Origin of the sequence: Paracoccus aerius, assembly GCF_014656455.1 — a bacterium.
Taxonomy (GTDB): Bacteria; Pseudomonadota; Alphaproteobacteria; order Rhodobacterales; family Rhodobacteraceae; genus Paracoccus; species Paracoccus aerius.
Genome location: NZ_BNCL01000018.1, coordinates 41,001 through 57,009, shown reverse-complemented (window position 1 = coordinate 57,009; position 16,009 = coordinate 41,001). Strand labels below are relative to the sequence as shown.

Genomic DNA, 16,009 nt, shown 5'->3' with positions numbered 1-16,009 from the left:
CACCCTATTGCAGGACACGGGCGACGGTCGCCCCGATAACGGCCGGATTTTCGGCCATGGTCACGCCTGCCGCCGCCAGGATCTCGACCTTTTCGGAGGCGCTTTCACCAAAGGCCGAGATGATCGCGCCTGCATGGCCCATGGTCCGGCCCTTGGGCGCAGTCAGGCCCGCCACATAGGCCACGACCGGCTTGGTGACATGATCGCGGATGTACTCGGCCGCTTCGGCTTCCTGCGGGCCGCCGATCTCGCCGATCAGGCAGATGGCGTGGGTATCGTCGTCATTCTGGAAATGCTCCAGAACATCACGGAAGGACGAGCCGTTGATTGGATCTCCGCCGATCCCCACACTGGTCGAAACCCCAAGCCCCAGTTCCTTGAGCTGGGCGGCGGCTTCATAGCCCAGCGTGCCCGAGCGGCCGACGATGCCCACGTGGCCCGGAAGGTAGATGTGGCCTGGCATGATGCCCAACATGGCCTTGCCCGGGCTGATCGTGCCCGCGCAGTTCGGGCCAGTCAGGATCATACGGCGTTCCTTGGGATAGCGGTACATATAGCGTTTGACGCGGATCATGTCCTGGGCCGGGATCCCGTCGGTGATGCAGACGCAATAGCGGATGCCGGCGTCCGCGGCTTCCATGATGCTGTCGGCGGCAGCGGGCGGCGGCACGAAGACAAGAGTGGCCTTCGCGCCGGTTTCGGCCACGGCCTCCTTCATGGTGTTGAAAACCGGCACGCTTTCGACCGTCTCGCCACCCTTGCCGGGCACAACGCCGCCCACGACATTGGTGCCGTATTCCAACATTTCCTTGGTATGGAAGCGGGCCATCTTGCCGGTAATGCCCTGAACAAGGACAGGGGTTTCATGATCCAGAAAAATGCTCATCACACGACCTTCAAGCTGGGATTGCGGTTAGTATCGGCACGCCAGGCCATCACGGCACGCTCGGCGGCTTCCATTAGGGTGGTGGCGCGGATCAGCGGCAGGCCGCTTTGCGCCAGAATCTTCTGGCCTTCCTTGACGTTGGTCCCCGCCAGGCGGACTACGACCGGAACGTCCACCGGCTCGTCGCGCAGTGCGCGCACCACACCCTCGGCTACCCAGTCGCAGCGGTTAATGCCCGCAAAGATGTTGACCAGGATCGCCTGGACGTTCTTGTCGGACATCACCAGGCGGAACGCCTTTGCCACCCGTTCGGGCGTGGCGCCCCCCCCGATGTCCAGAAAGTTCGCGGGCTCTCCGCCGGCCAGCTTGATCGTGTCCATGGTGGCCATTGCAAGGCCGGCGCCATTGACGATGCAGCCGATATTACCGTCCAACCCAACATAGGACAGGCCCCGGTCGGCGGCGCGAGACTCGCGCGGGTCCTCCTGCGACTTGTCGCGCAGTTCCGAGATTTGTGGGTGGCGGAACAGGGCGTTGTTGTCGAAGGTCATCTTGGCGTCTAGTGCCAGAATGCGGTCGTCGCTCGTGACGACCAGCGGGTTCACCTCGACCATGGTGGCGTCGAGATCTCGGAAGGCGCGATAACAGCCCAGTAGTGTCCGCACCATCTGCTGCACCATTCCGGGCTTTATCCCCAGGGCGAAAGCGATCTCGCGGCACTCGAATTCCTGCAAGCCGACCGCGGGTTCTACCGTGGCGCGCACGATGCTGTCGGGCCGGTGGGCCGAAATCTCCTCGATTTCCATGCCGCCCTCGCTGCTGGCGACGATCATCACGCGCTGGCTGGCACGGTCCAGCACGAAGCCTAGATAGATTTCGCGGGCAATGGGCACGGCGGCCTCGACATAGACGCGGTAGATGCCCTTGCCGTCGGGTCCGGTCTGGTGGGTGACCAGCTTCTGTCCGAACATGCCCTCGGTCACGTCCTGGATTTCGGTGTCGCTCGTGCAAACCTTGACGCCGCCTGCCTTGCCCCGTCCGCCGGCATGGACCTGCGCCTTGACCACCCAGCGGTCGCCGCCCATCTCCCGGGCGCGATAGGCGGCCTGCTCGGGGCTGTAGGCAAGCGCACCCTGAGGAATGCCGACACCGAAGTTGCTGAGTATTTCCTTGGCTTGGTATTCGTGAATGTCCATCTTCGCCTCCTCCCAGAGGGCACCGTTATTCGGCGGCGACCAATGTCTGATAATGCTGTTCAAGGCGTTCGTTCATCCGCCCCGTATCGATCTCGGCGCCCATCTTGTTCAGGGCGGCAGCAAAGCGATTTACGATGTCGGTGATCGCGTTCTGGTTCAGCAGGTTCAGGATACCGATGCGGACCTGGACCGGCTCGGACAGGGTTGGCCATATGCCAAAGCCGGAGGCGCGGCAGGTCTGTACCAGTTCCATCTCGCGCCCCGCCAGCTTGTTAGGCAGATTCAGCACCACCAGAGAGGGCATGTTCGACGTGACCTTGCACCCCATCGCCGTCACTGCATCGCGCAGCGCCGCCTCATGGAACACATAGGACTTGGCGCGACCAGCCACTGTCTGCTGAAGCGTGATCCGCAGGGCCTCATGGAAGGCGGCAACCGCATAGGCGCTGTGGGTCCGGTGATAGACCCCCTTTCCCACGTCCTTGCCCTCGACGATGCCCCAGTGCCGCGCCTCCAGAATAGGGTGGTGAACGAAGGTCCGGCAGCCGGTTTGACGCAGGTTGGCAATGTATCGATCGGTGAAGGAGACGGGCGCATAGGTCAGCGGCAGGCAGCAGATCCCTTTCTGCGGACAGGACGCCCAGCCATGGACGCCGGGGTAATCGTCGATGCGGAAATCCTCGACGCCCAGCGACGATACCGCATCGACCAGACCCATCACGTCATGGCGGGCGCAGGCGTCCGAGAAACCGCGCAGATCGTTGATCCGCCCAGAACCGGTTTCCCAATGCGCCATCGCGGCCCATTTCGCGTTGTGCTCGGCCAGTGCGGCTTCGACGATCTCGGCAGTGACGGATTGTCCATGCGGCACGGTCACGATCTTGACCGAGGCGGGCTGTGGGTCCATCGGGCTCGCGGCCAACTCTTTGGCCGTTGCAGCCTTCATCCGCAGTGTTAGACCATCGATGCCGGAGAAGGTACCATTGACGAAGACGACCACCCTGTCGCCCGGCATGACGGCACTGAACAGGCAGTCGAGCCCGCTCCAACCGGTTCCGGCGACGCCGAACGTATGGATGTTCCGGGTTCCCATGACCGAACGCAGCATCAGCTTGCATTCGATCATGCCTCGCAGGACATCGGCATGCATGTGGTCAGCCATGCCTGCACTGGCGAAACGGTCAAGCACACGCGCATCGGTATGTCCCGGTCCTGGACCCGCTGCAATGGTATTGGGGATCTCAAGCTGCGGGAAGAAAGCTGCTTCGGTCATAATATTTCCTCATGATCAAGCTTCTTGAAATTTATAGAGCGTTTTCTGGACATGTAGCGCAACGTAATATTATGCTGCCTTCGGGTAGTTAATCGGGTGGGCCCTTTCCTACCCAAAAGGTTGGACAGGCGTTTTCTAAGCTGGGTTTTTGACCTTGATTGAAAGGATCAGCACATGCGCACCGTGAAAGCGGCTGAAAGAGCGATCACGATCATTCTTGCTGACAGCAACCCGCTCGTGTTGTCGGCCTTGTCGGAGATTTTTGAGCGAGATGAACGGTTTTCACTGCTAGCCACATCTGCCACGACTGAAGGTTTTCTGGCCACCGTAGGGCGGGCTCCAGCGCAGTTGGGAATCATCGAGTGGAGCCTGCCGCCGACAGGGGGAGTACGCCTGATGGAGAGGTTGCGCGACGAAGCCGCAGGCCCCCGCGTTGTCGTCTATGGCGATCAATCCAGTGGAGCACATTTGGCCGCGATGGGGGCAGGGGCAGCGGGTTTTGCACCTCGCAGCGGGTCTGTCGAGACGCTTCTCGAGACCTGCATCGCCGTCGCGGAGGGCAAGATGGTTTTTCCATACCTTGATGTGCGCGACCTGCAGAACAGCCTCATGCAGAGTCTGTCGCGGCGGGAAACCGACATGCTCCAAGCGCTGTCTAAAGGGATGACGAACCGTGAACTGTCGCGGGAGCTTGGGATTTCCGCCAACACGGTCAAATTTCACCTGTCGAACCTATATGACAAGCTCTCTGTCAAGAACCGCGCTCAAGCAATTGCCTACTATTACTCAAACCAGAGCGGTTGATTAGTAGTGAAATCAGGGGCAGCGGGCGAAGGCGCAACTTCTTTGTTAATTTGTTCCTTGACACGCAATAATATTTCGATCTGTCTACGGCTATTCCCCCACATCACATGCTGGAGCAACAAGCCATGAGCTTTTTCCCTATCGAACAAGCCCCTGCTCGCCTGAACCGAAGCGAACTTGCCGTGCCCGGCAGCCAGCCTCAAATGTTCGAAAAAGCCGCCGCTTCCAAGGCAGATGTGATTTTTCTGGATCTTGAGGACGCGGTTGCGCCCGACGAGAAGGCGCAGGCCCGCAAGAACATCATCAAGGCCCTTAATGAAATTGACTGGGGCCGGAAAACCATGTCACTGCGAATCAACGGGCTTGATACGCACTACATGTATCGCGATGTCGTGGATGTCGTCGAACAGGCTGGAGAGCGGCTGGACCTCATCATGATCCCTAAGGTAGGCACGGCTGCCGACGTCTATGCCGTGGACATGCTGGTCACCCAAATCGAGGACGCCAAGGGTTACAAGAAACGGATCGGCTTTGAGCACATTATCGAGACTGCGTTGGGCATGCAGAACATCAGTGAGATTGCCGCCGCTTCCAAGCGCAACGAAAGCCTGCACTTTGGCGTAGCCGATTATGCCGCCAGCACCCGTGCCCGCACGACCATCATTGGCGGCGTAAACGAAAAATACTCTGTCTTGACCGACAAGGACGCTGGCGGCGACCGTCAGATTCACTGGGGCGACATGTGGCACTATGCCCTGTCGCGCATGGTGGTTGCGGCCAGAGCCAATGGCCTGCGCCCGATCGACGGTCCATTCGGCGACTTTTCTGATCCCGAGGGTTACAAGGCCGCCGCCTATCGTGCCGCGGTTCTCGGCTGCGAGGGAAAATGGGCAATTCACCCGAGCCAAATCTCGCTGGCCAACGAGGTGATGAGCCCCTCGACTGCCGAGGTCGAGCGTGCCCAGAAGATCCTTGACGCCATGGCCAAGGCCGAGGCCGAGGGCAAGGGCGCAGTTTCATTGGACGGTAGGCTGATCGACTACGCCTCTATCCGCCAGGCCGAGGTGCTGGTGCAGAAAGCCCGACAAATCGCCGCATGACATCGGACCTTGCCAAAATGCGCGCCTTGGCACGAAAGCTCTATGACGAGGCCGTTCGCGCGGCCGATCCCGCCCTCGCCATACGCAGGCATTTCAACAAGCAGCCCCCCGCCCAACTGGCGGCGGGGGGCCGGAACATCCTGATCGCCATCGGCAAGGCCGCCCCCGCCATGCTGGCCGAGGCGATGCAGCATGTGCGCGCCCCGGTCGTGGCGCTTGCAGTCACGCACTACGGCAACGACCGGGCGATGCCTGGCGCCACGGTGCTGAGCGCCGGCCATCCGGTACCTGATGAAGCCGGGCTGCGCGCGGGCCAACGCATCATGGAGATGCTGAAGGGGGCAGGAGCGCAGGACCGGGTCTATGCGCTGATCTCGGGGGGCGGCTCGTCGTTGGTGCCCGCGCCCCGTCCACCCTTGACGCTGTCGGACAAGCAACAGGTAAACCGCCTGCTTCTGGCCGGCGGGCTGGCGATCGGGCAGGTCAACCTCATCCGCCAGCAGCTATCTGATCTCAAAGGCGGCGGCTTCTTGCGCTATGCTGCCCCGGCCCGGGTTACGGCGTTGATCCTGTCCGATGTGATCGGCAACGATCTCGGTGCAATCGCCAGCGGCCCCACGGTCGCGCCGCTGGGAACTGCGCAGGATGCTCTTGACCTGCTTGCGCAGCACGGGCTTCTGGAGAAGCTTCCTCCTGCGGCGGTTACAGTATTAAGCGAGATCGACGCGGCACCGGCTGTAGTTTCCGCCGACAATTACCTTGTTGGCAGTAACGAAAGCTCGCTCACGGCGATGTACGATGCGGTACCTCCGGGGTGGGCTGCGCAAATCATTAGCAACCGCTTGGTTGGCGATGTGTCCGACGCTGCCTCACGCATTGCCGAGGCTGCCGCACAAGCCTCATCCGACAGGCCACAGGCCTTGGTCTTCGGCGGAGAAACCACCGTGAACCTGCGGGGGAGCGGCAGAGGGGGACGCAATCAGGAACTGGCGCTGCGCGTGGCGATGCTTGGACGCGACTGGCAACGGCCGTGGGTGTTTCTCAGCGGTGGGACAGATGGCCGTGACGGTCCGACTGATGCGGCGGGCGGTTTAGTTGACGGCACCACCTTGGGCCGGATCAAGGCCTCACGCGTCGATAGCATGTCCCTGCTCGCAAACAACGACAGCCACGCGGCGCTATCCGCGGCGGGCGACCTGCTCATCACCGGAACCACCGGCACCAATGTGGCAGACGTGCAGGTCCTGCTGCTATCTTAACTTTTGCACATATGTTCAGCCGCCATAAGCAAGTGCGACGATGCTCGCGCATATGTCGGAGATCAAGATCCAAGATTGAGCAACCCACTGATGCGGGAGTGGAGTGAACCCATCGGGCTGGACCACAGGACCCTGAAAAACTGATACGCTGGACGGGCCTTGATTGGAGAAGGCCCATGACAACACGAGGTCCCTACCGCCGGCACTCGACGCCGTTCAAGCTGCAGCTCTGCCAGGACATCCGTGCCGGCGTCCTCGGGCGGCGCGATGCGCAACGAAGCCACAACCTTTCCGCCAACCTCATCCAGCTGTGGCTCACGCAGTTCGATCGGGGCGAGCTGAATGACGAGGAAGCCCAGGCAAGCGTGATCGCCGAGTATGAAGCCCGCATTGCCGCGCTCGAGCGGAAGGTGGGTCAGCTCACCATGGAGCTGGATCTTGCCAAAAAACGCCGCGGATCCTGGGCGCGAGCGGCAGCGAGGGATGCTTCGTGATCAGCGGCCCCAGGGCTGCTCCATCCGACGAGGGTGCAAAGCCATGAGCCTGCAGACGCCCGATGCCGCTCCGGTGCGGGCTTTTCACTTTCCGTGCCGCTCGGGCAGGACGCAGACCAATTTTTTCTGACTGATCCCCGGCAGAGTAAATACACTGGCAGATCGTCTTGTAGCAAAGCCTGTGCGGAGTGCCCGCTTCATTCCAGAGCCAACCCGCATACTGTTCAAGTGTCCTGATGGCTAGCCCCTACTCAGTCGGCACGATTGGTGACATTCGCGTGCAGATAGAGCGGATTTGATCTGTCCAGATGCGCCTGCATTGCCGCCACCGCACCATCCGCGTCACGCGCAGCGATCAGGTCCACGATGTCGTCATGTTCGTGCAGGGTAACCTTTTCCCTGCCGGACCAGTGCAGAAGGACGCCGTGATACTGGAAAAGCCACCGCAACATGGATTGACTAGTCGCAACTAGGATCGGGTTGGCCGAGATCTGCGCGATGCGGCTGTGAAAGGTCATGTCGGCGGTCACGAAAGCCCCGGGATTGCCGACGCGGGCGCGCTGTTCGCGCACCAGATCGCGCAGGTCGCGCACGTCTTGGGCGGTGGCGTTCTCGGCTGCGACCCGCACCAGCCCGCATTCGAACATGCGCCGGGCTTGCTTCAGATGCTCAAGCTGTTCCGGTTCGGATGACAGCAGCATCCGTGCCACGTCGTCCACACGTTCCAGCACGCTGCCTGCGGACAACTCGTTCACACGGCTGCGTTCGCCATGGCTGATGGTGATCAGGCCCATGGTGTGCATGTGCTGCAAGGCTTCGCGTACGGCGGGGCGGCCGACGCCGAAGCGTTCCATCAGGTCGCGTTCCGATGGCATCGGCGCGCCGGGTTGCAGTTCGCCGTTGGCTATCATCTCGCGCAGGCGGTCGAAGACTTGGTCGGACAGCTTACGACGGGTGATCCGGTTGGGGCTGGCAAGCTGGTCGTGTTTCATGGCGTGGCCCCTGGCTGCGGTCATTCCTCAGGACTTATGCGAAGACCGGAAGCTTTGCCAGCCGAAGGGATCCGGCCCGTCCGGCGTCAGGTTGGCAGCCAGGGTGGTGGTATTGAAGGCCAGTTCTGCCCGTCCGTGGGCCACAGTTGCTCTGCGGACTGCCTTTCCCGCTTGTGCAGCCATGGCCTGCACCGCGGCTGCCACGGGGCGTAGGCTGCCATCGTCGCGGATCAGCCCGCGCGGACCGTAAAGCGCGGCGGGCGTCCAGACCGTAACGCCTGCGAGCGCGATGCTTGCGGCCAGTCCTAGCGTCCAGGCCGCGGCAAAGGCGCCGTCCTGCCGGGGGTCGTCGTCCGCCATGCAGACCCGGTCGCGGTCGAGGTTCGGAATCGTGCGGCTGCCATAGGGGTTCTGGCGCATGGCGATGGTGGACGGCCCCAGCCGATAGTCCCGCTTGCCGATGATCACGCGGGCCGAGGCAAGGATATGCGGCACAGCCTCCAGCGTTTCCATCACCGACAGGTCGTCGGCGGCATGGACGATGGGGCAGAGGCCGTGAGTGACGAAATCCCAAGCCTCGGCGGGCGGACGCTTGCGGTTCAGTTCGGGAAAGAAACTCGCCATGCCGCCGCCCAGGGGGATGCCGGGGAAGGCCTTGCGGGCGGCGGCGTAGATCGCCTCCAAGGGCGGGCAGGGGGGCCATTCAGATCCCGGCGGGGTCGATTGCCGGTCCACCGAGGGGCAGGTCATGATGGATGCAGGGCGGAAACCCGATGCTTCCAGATCGGCGGCATAGCTCGCAAATTCCGCATTGAGGTCGCTGTCGGGCGGGCAGGCGGCAATCAGTTCAAGGTCATGGGCTAGATAGGGCAGGGCGACTTGCAGCGCCGCGAAGTCGCGCAGTTCCGCCAGGCCATGCCCGGCAGCGATGTCCCAATGGCACAGCACCCGCTGCGCACCGATCCGGCTCAGGTCGTCGGGGTTGGCCGTGGCGCGGCGGGCGTCAGTTGCGGTCAAAACAAGCGCGGTTTGGGGGAAGGTCGGGTCTGGCGTCTGCGCGCGGATCGGCGCGACCGGCTCGGCAGCCGGGGCAGGGGTCCACGCGATCCGCACGACCTGCCGCAGTTCCGCGCCGTTACGGACGGCATAGGGCCAGGGCAGCGCCAGCGGTCGGTTGTAGGTCTTGAAGGAGGCATCGCCCCATTGGCGCTGATCCTCCATCTCGAAGACATCGCCCTCTAGCCGGCATTCGATGCGCAACCTGCCCGTCTGGTGGGTCAGCGAGGCAATATCTTTGAAGGGCTGCCAAGGCTCGACCAGGGCCGGGAAGCGCGTCTCCTCGACGCTGCCGTCGGAATGGCCGACACTGACGGGCGCACCGGCCACGCTCTCGATCGGGTGCAGGACGGTGAAGCCCGCGCGGTTGGTTTCCACAGTGCCCTGGGCCACCGCCACGACCTCGGCCGTCAGGCTGTCGGGTGTCAGGGTCAGTGTGACCTGCGCATCAAGGCTGCCCCCGCCCATGTCATAGCGGGCCACGTAGGCAACATGCCCGCCCTTCATCGCCAGTTCCGTGATGACGGGTTCCACCGTGCCCCAATCCCGGTCGCGCACCAGGAAGGAGACGGCGCGGATCGCCTCAGTCCCGCCAATGCGCAGGTGGCGCAACTGCCCGGCCTCCAGCGTTACCTGCGCTTCGCCCCTCCGCAGCACCTCGCCCCGGCGCGGCGGCTTGTCAGTGCCGAAGAGCCGGGTCAGGTCCATTCCGGCGCCTGCATGCCGATGCGAGAGCGATCGGCGGCGGACCGATAGGCCGCCTCGACCAGGGCCAGCGTCTTGAGGTTGTCATGCCCCGACGTTTCGGGCTGCACGCCCGCCCGCATGCAGTCCACGAAATGCGCCTGGATGATCTGCACGCTTTCCTGGATGTTGTGCCAGGGCCGTTCCGCCCAAGGCAGGACCGGCGGGGCCACGTCGCGAACCTGTTCGCCCTCCGTCTGGATCACCAGTCGGTACCCCGCGTCCAGCCGAAGGGTGCCCCTATCACCGTCGATCTCCAGCAGCGTTTCCGGGAAGGTCTCGGGCTGGCGGCGGGTCGCATAGGAACAATCGACCACGCTGGTCACGCCGCTTGTGTGCTCCAGCAGCATGGTCGCCACGTCCTCACCCCGGATCGCCGGGTTGATCCGCCGCGTGGTGGCCGACAGTGTCGCCACGTCGCCGAACAGGGCGCGGGCCACGTCGAGGATATGGATCCCCAGGTCCTGGATGATGAAGCGCGGGTCGGTCGCTAGATAGGGCTGGCCCGAGAACACGTCATAGCCCGACCGAAAGCTGACGCGCCCGAAGAAGGGTGTGCCGATGACCCCTCCGCGCACGGCATCAATGGCTGCGCGGACCGCAGATTGCCAGCGAAAGTTCTCATGCACCATCAGGGTTTTGCCCGACGCGTCGACGGCAGCAACCATCGCGCGGGCATCCTCCATAGTCTCGGCGAAGGGTTTCTGGCAGATGACGTGGACGCCCGCCCGTGCCGCCAGTTCGACCAGCGGACGGTGAGAGGCGACAGTGGTCGCAATGTCCACGAAGTCCAGATCCTCGGCTGCCAGCATCTCGGCGGCCTCAGCATAGGGGCGGGCGTCGAAGCGAGCCGCCGTCTCATCGCGCCGCGCAGGATCGCGGTCGCAGACGGCCACGATCTTTACGCCCTCGATCCCGGTCCAGCCATGCATCTGGTTCTGCGCGAAGAACCCGCAGCCGATCAATGCACCCTTCATCTTACTTCCCCGCGGCTTCGGCCTGCAGTGCGACGCGGGCCTGTAGTTTCTGTTGCGCCTGATCGACCACGACGGCGGCGATGATGACAAGCCCTTTGATGACCGTCTGCCAGAAGGACGACACGCCCATCATCACCAGCCCGTCCGACAGCACGCCGATCACGAAGGCGCCGACGATGGTGCCGCCGATCCGCCCGCGCCCGCCCGACATGGACGTGCCGCCAAGGACGGCTGCGGCAATCGCGTTCAGCTCGAAGGCCTGGCCCGTCGCAGGATGCGAGGCAACCAGCTGGGATGAGACGATCAGCCCCACCAGCGCCGCGCAAAGCCCGCTGAACATGTAGACGAAGAACTTGATCCGGTTCACCTTGACGCCCGACAGCGCCGCGCCCCGTTCGTTGCCGCCCACGGCATACATGTATCGCCCCAGCGGCGTGCGGCGCGCAATATATGCCGCGATCAGTGCCACCACGATCAGCATCCAGATCGAGATCGGCAGTCCCAGCACGTCCCCCGCCCCGATCAGGCGGAAGGTGTCGGATCCGTATTCGGGGTTGCCGTTCAGGTTCGGGAAGGTCCGCCCGTCGGAAAACAGCATCGCCGCGCCCCGGCAGACATAAAGCGTGCCAAGCGTAGCGATGAAGGGCGCGACGTTCAGCTTGGTGATCAGGAAGGCGTTGACCGCGCCGATCAGAACCCCCACGACCATCACGATCAGGCAGATCTCGACGGTGTTGAACTGGATCGACCAGCCAAGCCCCAGGTCGATGCCGTAAAGCACCAGCCAGCCCGCGACCATGCCGCAAAGACCGACGATGGAGCCGACCGACAGGTCGATCCCGCCCGAAATGATCACGAAGGTCATGCCGATCGCCAGAAAGGCGTTCAGCGCGACATGCTTCGACATGATCACCATGTTCGCCGTAGACAGGAAATTCGGCGCGGCAAAGGCGAAAAAGGCGAAGACCAGGATCAGCGCGATGAAGGTCCGCGCCTTCAGCAGCACCAGCAGCAGGTTCGCGGACCCGGCCTGCGGCGCGGGCGTTGTGGCGGCATGGGTCATGCGGCGGGTTCCTTGACGGGAGTGGGGGCGTGGCCCTTGGCCGATGCGGCGATGACAAGGGTCTCGGTGGCGTCCTTGCGGTCGAATTCACCGGTGACGCGGCCGTTCGACATGACGATGATGCGGTCGGACAGGGCCATCAGCTCCTCCATGTCCGAGGTAACGAAGACGATGCCAAGCCCCTCGGCGGCCAGCTTGCGCATGGTGCGGAAGACTTCGGCCTTGGCGCCGATGTCGATCCCGCGCGAGGGTTCGTCCATCAGCAGCACCTTGGGCTTGGTCATCAGCGCCTTGCCGATGACGACCTTCTGCTGGTTGCCGCCCGACAGGCTGGAAACCGGGTTCTCCATCGAAGCGATCTTGACCGTCAGGCGCTTGACGAAATCGCGCACCGTGCCGCGTTCGGCACCCAGGTTCATGTGGAAGCCGGTGGTAAACGCACCAAGCGACGAAAGCGTCATGTTCTCGCGGATCGACAGGATCTGCACCAGGCCGTCGTTCTTGCGATCTTCGGGGATCAGGGCAATCCCAGACCGGATGCGGCCCGAAACGGTGCGGGTCTTCAGCAGCTTACCATCCACAAACATGCGCCCGCCCGCATGGGGATGGCGGCCGATCACGCATTCCAGGAACTCGCTGCGACCGGCGCCCATCAAGCCATAGACTCCCAGGATCTCTCCTGCGCGCAGGGACATGCTGACATGATCGACGGCCATGCCGCCGCCGGGACGGGGCAGGGTCACGTCCTCGGCATGGAAGACCTCGGCGCCGTAAGGGTGGTCGATCTCCTTGGCAAAGTCCTTGGACGCTTCGCCGATCATGGCGCGGACGATCCAGCCCACGTCGACGCCCTCCATCGACCGCGCGCCCGTGATCGCGCCGTCGCGCAGCACGGTGATGTAGTCGCCGATGCGGATCAGTTCCTCCAGCCGGTGCGAGATGTAGACGATCCCCACGCCCTGCTTCTTCAGGTCAGCGATGACGCGGAACAGGATCTCCACCTCCGCGGCGGAAAGCGCACTGGTCGGCTCGTCCAGGATCAGGATCCGCGCGTCCTGCGCCAGGCTCTTGGCGATCTCGATGATCTGCTGCTGCCCGACGCGCAGGTCGCCCACCAACGTGTCGGGGTCGATGTCGTGTTCAAGCCGCCGCATCAACCCGCGCGTCGCCTCGCGCTGCGCGGCGGTGTCGATGTCGATGCGGCCGCGGGTGATCTCGCGGTTGATGAAGATGTTCTCGGCGACCGTCATGTTCGGGAACATGTTGAGTTCCTGGAACACGATGCCGATGCCGTGGCGGCGGGCGTCGTCGGTGCCGCCCAAATGGACGGGCTGGCCGTCCATGAGGATCTGGCCCTCGGTCAGTTGCTCGACCCCGGCAATGACCTTCATCATCGTGGACTTGCCGGCACCGTTTTCGCCGACCAGCACGTTGACCGCGCCCATGCGGAGGTCGAAATCGACCCCCTTCAACGCGCGGGTGCCGGGATAGACCTTGGTGCCGCCCCGGATCTGCAACCCGATCTCATGGGTCATGGCGCGGCTTCCAGCAGGGTCGGCACGACCAGGATCGGATCGGTGGCGGTGCGCAGGGTGGCCGCGCCTTCGAAGCGAAAGGTCTTGCCGGTCAGGTCGCCCTCGGGCAGCTTGACCGCCCCATGCGCGCGGTCGTTCAGCGCGCGGGCCAGCTTCGCAAATTCGATCTGGTCGCGGTAATCGGTGAAGACGATGAAGTCCGCCGCATCGCGCAGGGCGGTGCCCTTGATGACGGGGCCAAGCTGGATCGTCACGTCGGCCTGGTTGTCGCCGGTCGTGTCCAGCGCCATGGTGGCTGCGCGGGATTCACGATTGGCTTCGATCACGGTGCCCTGGCCCTTGAGCAGGAAGTTCCACGGGCTGCCCTCGGCTTGGGGACGCACGCCATGGGCTTGGCCTGCCGCGTCAAAGCCGCCCTGCAGGGCGCCTGTCAGCGTGGGCAGTTCGATGGCCTTCTGGGCAACATAGGGGACCAACTGGGCGGCATAGATCTCGCCCGCCTTTGCGGCCATCCGGTCATCGTCCGTCTGGGAGGCCGCGCTTTCGCTGCCGGGTTCGGGATTTGGAACGATCTTACAGGCGCCAAGCTCCATCAGGCCCAGGGACAGGCCAAGGATCGCGGTCATCGCGCGCATCATGCGGGACTCCGAGGGTATGGGAAGGCGGCCCGGCGCAGGTGCCGGGCCGATCTGGATCATTCGGCGAGTGCAAAAGTCTCCAGCTTGTCGGCATTGTCGGCGTTGATCAGGATGCAGTCCATCAACTGCTTTTCATCCACGCCGGTCGATCCAGTCTTGAGATACTTGTCGGCCTGTTCCACGGCCAGCTGCGCCTGGCGATAGGCCGGCTGCAGCACGGTCGCCTTGATGCCGCCCGCCTTGATGGAATCGCGCACGTCGTTCGACCCGTCGAAGCCCACCACGATCACGTCCGTCCGTCCTGCAGCCTCGAGCGCGGCCCAAGCGCCCATGGCCATGGTGTCGTTGCCCGAGATCACGCCCTTGATGTCAGGGTTGGCCTGCAGGATCGTTTCCATCACCGTATAGGCTTCGGTCTGCGACCAGTTGGCGGTCTGCTGGGCCACCATCTCCATGTCAGGATACTGGTCGATAATGTCGTGATAGCCCGAGGACCGTATGCCTGCATTCGTGTCCGCCTCGCGCCCCAGAAGCTCGGCATATTTGCCTTCCTCACCCATCAGGCGGACGAATTCCTCGGCCCCAAGCTGCGCGCCCTGATAGTTGTTGGACACGATCTGGCTGACGGCGATGCCGGACTCCTTGATCTCGCGGTCGATTAGGAAAGACGGGATGCCCGCGTCCTTGGCGGCCTGAACGGCGGCCACGGTGGCGTCGGCGCCCGCATTGTCCAGGATGATGGCCTTCACGCCTTGGCCGATGGCGGTGTTGAACAGTTCAAGCTGCTTGTTGGGGTCGTCGTCATGGACCATCACGACGGTATCATAGCCCAATTCCTTGGCGCGCGCCTCGGCGCCCACGGCCTCGGCCTTGAAGAAGGGGTTGTCGTGGCTGGGGGTGATAATCGCGATCAGTCCTTCCGCGCTGGCAAAGGACGGCATGGCCATGGTCATGGCAAGGCCAAAGGCTGAGATCATCAGCCGGCGGGTAAGTTTCATGGTGTTTCCTCCCTTAGGTCAGCCGGACTGCTGCCGGTTCCTCTCTGACCGTTTCAAGCTGCTGGGGAATCGCCATCCTGTCAACAGGTATGACGAGGTCACGACTTCGGGTTTGTCAGGTGATCCTTTCGATGCTGGCGGCGACTTCGTCCCATTCCAGTACCTTCTTCCAGTCGTCGCGCATCAGCATGGGGATGCCAAACTCGATAGCCTTGTTGCAAGCATCCGAGAACTGGCCCTGCCGTTCCTCAAAGATCACCGCGCCCAGGATGTTCATGTGCCCCAGCAGGAAGTCGCGGGCGCATTCCTTGCTGACGCCGCTGCGGGCCACGACCTCGTCCATGGCCTCGCGCATGACCATCAGAAGCGAGGCGCAAACGGTCTCTGACAGGCCCGGTTCCAGCATGGCCATCTGCTTGACAGTCACCTCATAGCTGCGGGCCACGGGGGCATAGATGGCGCGCGCGATGCGGTCGCCCAACTCGTAGTGCTCGCGCGGGCCCTGCATCAGGGCATTAACCACACCTTGCTTCGCTGCAACGCCGCCAAAGTGATCGGCGCGGCCTTCCGGCGTATCCTCGTCGTTGAAGATCGGCGGATGGCAGGGATGGGTGACGAAATAAGTGATATCAGCACGGTCCGGCAGATGGCCCGCAAAAGGTGCTGCGGCATCCAGTATCACAATCATCGTGCCGGGCGCGACCTGCGGCACCACGGATGCGGCAACCTTGCGAATCACGGTATCGGGAACCGCCAGGATCACCACCTCGGCCCCGGCTAGGGCGGTACCGGCATCGACGGTATCGAAGCTCAGTTCAGACTTCAGCCGCTCACGGCCGACATCGCTGACCTCGACATGGGCCACGTTGAAATCGGTCTTGGCCAGGTTCGTCGACAGGCGCACGCCCATCTTGCCGCCCGCCCCGAACAGGGCAACCTTCGTCATCTCGTTCTCCTCCTCGCAAGGAATCGATCCTTGCTTAACTGGTATGAT

Annotated in this window: 15 protein-coding genes; 4 read left to right on the top strand and 11 right to left on the bottom strand. The window is 63.3% G+C overall.

Features of this window, described 5'->3' with window-relative positions:
* Window positions 1-4: 4 nt before the first annotated feature.
* Genes sucD through IE224_RS16720 form a run of 3 tightly spaced genes read right to left on the bottom strand, consistent with a single transcriptional unit; the run spans window position 5 to window position 3,355 of the window.
* A complete protein-coding gene (sucD, locus tag IE224_RS16730; protein WP_191312009.1) occupies window positions 5-886 on the bottom strand; it encodes a succinate--CoA ligase subunit alpha in 882 nt (293 codons plus the stop codon).
* Window positions 886-2,082: a malate--CoA ligase subunit beta gene (locus tag IE224_RS16725; protein WP_191312007.1), complete on the bottom strand. Its 1,197-nt coding sequence runs from the start codon at window positions 2,080-2,082 to the stop codon at window positions 886-888. The genes sucD and IE224_RS16725 overlap by 1 nt, the downstream gene beginning before the upstream one ends.
* Before the next feature lie 25 nt (window positions 2,083-2,107).
* Window positions 2,108-3,355 (bottom strand): pyridoxal-phosphate-dependent aminotransferase family protein, encoded by a 1,248-nt coding sequence (locus IE224_RS16720; RefSeq protein WP_191312005.1) that lies wholly within the window; start codon window positions 3,353-3,355, stop codon window positions 2,108-2,110.
* A gap of 174 nt (window positions 3,356-3,529) precedes the next feature.
* Here IE224_RS16720 and IE224_RS16715 point away from each other — a divergent pair, with 174 nt between their 5' ends.
* The 4 genes from IE224_RS16715 to IE224_RS16700 all read left to right on the top strand — a co-directional run bounded on the left by IE224_RS16715 (window position 3,530) and on the right by IE224_RS16700 (window position 7,012).
* Complete coding sequence (locus tag IE224_RS16715) at window positions 3,530-4,159, top strand: response regulator transcription factor (protein ID WP_191312004.1); 630 nt, start codon at window positions 3,530-3,532, stop codon at window positions 4,157-4,159.
* Between the two features lie 125 nt (window positions 4,160-4,284).
* Window positions 4,285-5,259 (top strand): HpcH/HpaI aldolase/citrate lyase family protein, encoded by a 975-nt coding sequence (locus tag IE224_RS16710; protein WP_191312002.1) that lies wholly within the window; start codon window positions 4,285-4,287, stop codon window positions 5,257-5,259.
* Window positions 5,256-6,518: a glycerate kinase type-2 family protein gene (locus IE224_RS16705; RefSeq protein ID WP_191312000.1), complete on the top strand. Its 1,263-nt coding sequence runs from the start codon at window positions 5,256-5,258 to the stop codon at window positions 6,516-6,518. The genes IE224_RS16710 and IE224_RS16705 overlap by 4 nt, the downstream gene beginning before the upstream one ends.
* 176 nt (window positions 6,519-6,694) lie before the next feature.
* Window positions 6,695-7,012: a transposase gene (locus tag IE224_RS16700; protein ID WP_229849424.1), complete on the top strand. Its 318-nt coding sequence runs from the start codon at window positions 6,695-6,697 to the stop codon at window positions 7,010-7,012.
* A gap of 251 nt (window positions 7,013-7,263) precedes the next feature.
* Here IE224_RS16700 and IE224_RS16695 read toward each other — a convergent pair whose 3' ends face one another.
* The 8 genes from IE224_RS16695 to IE224_RS16660 all read right to left on the bottom strand — a co-directional run bounded on the left by IE224_RS16695 (window position 7,264) and on the right by IE224_RS16660 (window position 15,961).
* A complete protein-coding gene (locus IE224_RS16695; protein WP_191311998.1) occupies window positions 7,264-8,004 on the bottom strand; it encodes a transcriptional regulator NanR in 741 nt (246 codons plus the stop codon).
* Between the two features lie 27 nt (window positions 8,005-8,031).
* Window positions 8,032-9,768 carry a D-apionate lactonase family protein gene (locus IE224_RS16690; protein ID WP_191311996.1) on the bottom strand — a complete coding sequence of 579 codons (1,737 nt, stop codon included), beginning with the start codon at window positions 9,766-9,768 and terminating at the stop codon, window positions 8,032-8,034.
* Window positions 9,759-10,781 carry a Gfo/Idh/MocA family protein gene (locus IE224_RS16685; RefSeq protein WP_191311994.1) on the bottom strand — a complete coding sequence of 341 codons (1,023 nt, stop codon included), beginning with the start codon at window positions 10,779-10,781 and terminating at the stop codon, window positions 9,759-9,761. Before IE224_RS16685 ends, IE224_RS16690 begins: the two co-directional genes overlap by 10 nt.
* Before the next feature lies 1 nt (window position 10,782).
* On the bottom strand, window positions 10,783-11,844 hold the full coding sequence (locus IE224_RS16680) for an ABC transporter permease (RefSeq protein ID WP_191311993.1): 1,062 nt from the start codon (window positions 11,842-11,844) through the stop codon (window positions 10,783-10,785).
* Window positions 11,841-13,379: a sugar ABC transporter ATP-binding protein gene (locus tag IE224_RS16675; RefSeq protein ID WP_191311991.1), complete on the bottom strand. Its 1,539-nt coding sequence runs from the start codon at window positions 13,377-13,379 to the stop codon at window positions 11,841-11,843. The genes IE224_RS16680 and IE224_RS16675 overlap by 4 nt, the downstream gene beginning before the upstream one ends.
* Window positions 13,376-14,005 carry a DUF2291 family protein gene (locus IE224_RS16670; RefSeq protein ID WP_229849423.1) on the bottom strand — a complete coding sequence of 210 codons (630 nt, stop codon included), beginning with the start codon at window positions 14,003-14,005 and terminating at the stop codon, window positions 13,376-13,378. Before IE224_RS16670 ends, IE224_RS16675 begins: the two co-directional genes overlap by 4 nt.
* Before the next feature lie 68 nt (window positions 14,006-14,073).
* Window positions 14,074-15,015 (bottom strand): D-ribose ABC transporter substrate-binding protein, encoded by a 942-nt coding sequence (locus IE224_RS16665; protein WP_191311990.1) that lies wholly within the window; start codon window positions 15,013-15,015, stop codon window positions 14,074-14,076.
* Between the two features lie 115 nt (window positions 15,016-15,130).
* Window positions 15,131-15,961 (bottom strand): phosphogluconate dehydrogenase C-terminal domain-containing protein, encoded by an 831-nt coding sequence (locus tag IE224_RS16660; RefSeq protein ID WP_191311988.1) that lies wholly within the window; start codon window positions 15,959-15,961, stop codon window positions 15,131-15,133.
* Window positions 15,962-16,009 lie beyond the last annotated feature (48 nt).

Excerpts from the sequence above, each read along its gene's own strand:
- sucD (WP_191312009.1), bottom strand. The coding sequence starts at position 886 with ATGAGCATTTTTCTGGATCATGAAACCCCTGTCCTTGTTCAGGGCATT.
- IE224_RS16680 (WP_191311993.1), bottom strand. The coding sequence starts at position 11,844 with ATGACCCATGCCGCCACAACGCCCGCGCCGCAGGCCGGGTCCGCGAAC.
- IE224_RS16660 (WP_191311988.1), bottom strand. The coding sequence starts at position 15,961 with ATGACGAAGGTTGCCCTGTTCGGGGCGGGCGGCAAGATGGGCGTGCGC.
- IE224_RS16715 (WP_191312004.1), top strand. The coding sequence starts at position 3,530 with ATGCGCACCGTGAAAGCGGCTGAAAGAGCGATCACGATCATTCTTGCT.
- IE224_RS16670 (WP_229849423.1), bottom strand. The coding sequence starts at position 14,005 with ATGACCGCGATCCTTGGCCTGTCCCTGGGCCTGATGGAGCTTGGCGCC.
- IE224_RS16690 (WP_191311996.1), bottom strand. The coding sequence starts at position 9,768 with ATGGACCTGACCCGGCTCTTCGGCACTGACAAGCCGCCGCGCCGGGGC.
- IE224_RS16705 (WP_191312000.1), top strand. The coding sequence starts at position 5,256 with ATGACATCGGACCTTGCCAAAATGCGCGCCTTGGCACGAAAGCTCTAT.
- IE224_RS16720 (WP_191312005.1), bottom strand. The coding sequence starts at position 3,355 with ATGACCGAAGCAGCTTTCTTCCCGCAGCTTGAGATCCCCAATACCATT.
- IE224_RS16700 (WP_229849424.1), top strand. The coding sequence starts at position 6,695 with ATGACAACACGAGGTCCCTACCGCCGGCACTCGACGCCGTTCAAGCTG.
- IE224_RS16710 (WP_191312002.1), top strand. The coding sequence starts at position 4,285 with ATGAGCTTTTTCCCTATCGAACAAGCCCCTGCTCGCCTGAACCGAAGC.
- IE224_RS16685 (WP_191311994.1), bottom strand. The coding sequence starts at position 10,781 with ATGAAGGGTGCATTGATCGGCTGCGGGTTCTTCGCGCAGAACCAGATG.
- IE224_RS16665 (WP_191311990.1), bottom strand. The coding sequence starts at position 15,015 with ATGAAACTTACCCGCCGGCTGATGATCTCAGCCTTTGGCCTTGCCATG.
- IE224_RS16695 (WP_191311998.1), bottom strand. The coding sequence starts at position 8,004 with ATGAAACACGACCAGCTTGCCAGCCCCAACCGGATCACCCGTCGTAAG.
- IE224_RS16725 (WP_191312007.1), bottom strand. The coding sequence starts at position 2,082 with ATGGACATTCACGAATACCAAGCCAAGGAAATACTCAGCAACTTCGGT.
- IE224_RS16675 (WP_191311991.1), bottom strand. The coding sequence starts at position 13,379 with ATGACCCATGAGATCGGGTTGCAGATCCGGGGCGGCACCAAGGTCTAT.